Source organism: Nonomuraea sp. NPDC048882, from assembly GCF_040649755.1.
GTDB classification, from domain to species: domain Bacteria; phylum Actinomycetota; class Actinomycetes; order Streptosporangiales; family Streptosporangiaceae; genus Nonomuraea; species Nonomuraea maheshkhaliensis.
The window spans coordinates 1-2,417 of the sequence record NZ_JBEZGB010000053.1 but is presented as its reverse complement, the minus strand read 5'-3'; the positions used below and the strand labels follow the sequence as shown (position 1 = coordinate 2,417).

Genomic DNA, 2,417 nt, shown 5'->3' with positions numbered 1-2,417 from the left:
ACCCGAGCCACCAGGCCCAAATGATCTATCTAAACGGCATTGGGGCAGGCCGCCGTGCCACTCGCCCAAGACGAACGGGACGATCAGGCGGAAATTTCCATCAGCCGAAACTGATCAGGAGGGACGACCGCCTCCTGAGTCATCGAGGCTGGCGGTCCTGATTCCCCGCGAAGCCGGCCCTCGCAGTCGAGGTAAAGGCGCACGTCAGCATACATCAACCCCGAAAGTCAACGTTGAGGGCTTGCAAGATCACTGAAATGACGAAGGTGCATCTGATCTACAAGGATGCAATCGCTCAGGCCATGTCCACGCGCAGCAAGATTTACGACAGGAGTACGAAAGGTCGGTGAGATATCTGTAATACGCAAGCGGGTGGCGGGGCGTTCTGCCTTTACCGCCGCCGGAAGCCGACGCTTGGAGGTAAAGGATGTCTTCGTGGCAGAAAGCAGCCTGCATTGGCGCCGCGTTCATGACAGGGCTGGCCGGAATTGCTCTTGCGGGGCCGGTGTCAGCGACTGCGCTTATCAGCAGGCACAGCACATCGGAAAGCCCGGTCGCTTCCCGCAGCATAGCAATGTCCAATGGGGGTTCGGCGACAACTGAGACGCGACACGCATATCCGTGGTACTACATCGAGTCCTTCGGCTACTCCGGCCTGGCCAGTAAAGCAACGCAGTGGGCTAACTGCGTGGTGGCGGGCGAACGCTGGGAGAGCGCAGGCACCTTCTACTACCACTGCGAGGATGTTCCCTTCTCAGGCCCATATGGCACATGGGAGCTGTGGGTAGCTCAATAAGCGACATACCCGCTGGTCATGCGGTCTGCCACGACTGCAGGAACGTTCACCCTCACCCGGCAAAGACACCCTATGGCACTGCGGCACAATGTGTGCATTCCGTTCCGAGCGCACCTGTCGTGCGCCACTGGCAAAGGCAAGAGCCGCGCGGATCAGGACGGTGACTGGCAGCCTCGGCAGCCCTAGAAGGGGCGGGACGAGCAAGCAGTTCTGCCATGCATAGGCCAGTCTGCCCCAACATTTCACCGACGCCCGAGTCTACCAACCCCTACTTCCACTCCCCCACATTCTGATACCCATGCTGGGTAGCCCACGAGCTTCATCATGCGTATCCGGCGACCCATCTATGGACTGACGTAAATGCGTCGAGTCAAAACAACATCATCGAAGACATCTGCCGTTCGATGACGGAACGCAACGCACGACCTCGGCGATCCGTGATTCAACCAGCGCCGTTACCAGCCGACAACACAATCCGGAAGAAGGGCGTCCATGAAGAGATTGATCTCGGCGATTGCCGCCGTCGCAGCCGTCTTCGCCGTACTGCCGTCCGGCGTGGGATCAGCGGCGACCAGTCGCGCGGCATCCCCCGACTGCGGCAATGCCAATGACCGGCAGACCGCGATCCGAGAATTCGTCCAGCTCGCGAGCGGCAAGTTGAAGATCAACATCAAGGAGGAGAACTACGAAATCCAAGCCGACGGCCCCAGCTGTATCGTCAAGCCCCGAGGAAGTGCGCCGGTCACCAGCAAAACGGTGACCGACTCCACCGGCAACAGGACGATCACGGTGAGCACCAGCACCACCGCCCCGGTCACGCAGGGCAGCGGGGACGTCTCGATTCAAGAAGACACGAAGTGGTATCAGCCTCTCTGCTGGGGCTCTTATGAGGACGAGGCTCACGTCGGCATCATGAACCCCATCTGCAGCGTATGGGGAGAAATGAAGTACCAGGGCGCGATCCAGGACAACTATGTGATGCGCATGTACTCCACCTGCGGCGCACGGAAAGGCGGCCCCGAGTTCTCACAGGTTTACTCATGCAGTGTTAAGACCGGATCCGCAGGCGCTCCGAAAACGTGGCTCACTGACTACAGCCCGAAGGGCACGACATCGCTGTCCAACTGCCAAAGCATACCTCTCAGCATCACGGCCGGACCGATCTCGGCCGGGACGTCCGTGACCACCTGCGAAAAACTGGCCCTCATTACCTCCCCCTCGGCGGTCAACCCGAAGATGGAAGTGGCCTGGCAAGGCAAATCGTACTTTGCGGAGGACAAGCGAGAGGTCGGATTGCTCCTCGGCGTATCCTCTGCCCGGGGGTCGCAGCCAGGGTTGTACATCGGATGGGACATGAAAGTCGGCCCCTGCAGTCCCGCCGGGGTGCCCTACCCGATATGCGCTTTCTGAACGGCTGAGCGGACCAGACGTTTCCGCCTACACAGGTGGGCCCGTGGATTCTGCGGGCCCACCGTTGTTGCCAGTTGAAGCTCTTTCCATCGTGACGCCACTGGTCAGATGGGGTTGCTGAGAACGGTGGCAGATGAAGGGCGTCCGTCACGCGGATACCACTCGGCGAAGCCAATGCCGTTTAGATAGATCATTTGGGCCTGGTGGCTCG

General features: G+C 60.0%; 1 protein-coding gene. It reads left to right on the top strand.

Annotated features, from left to right (window positions below; all coding sequences use genetic code 11):
• Positions 1 to 1,288: 1,288 nt before the first annotated feature.
• Complete coding sequence (locus AB0C27_RS56120; protein WP_357863633.1) at positions 1,289 to 2,206, top strand: hypothetical protein; 918 nt, start codon at positions 1,289 to 1,291, stop codon at positions 2,204 to 2,206.
• Positions 2,207 to 2,417 lie beyond the last annotated feature (211 nt).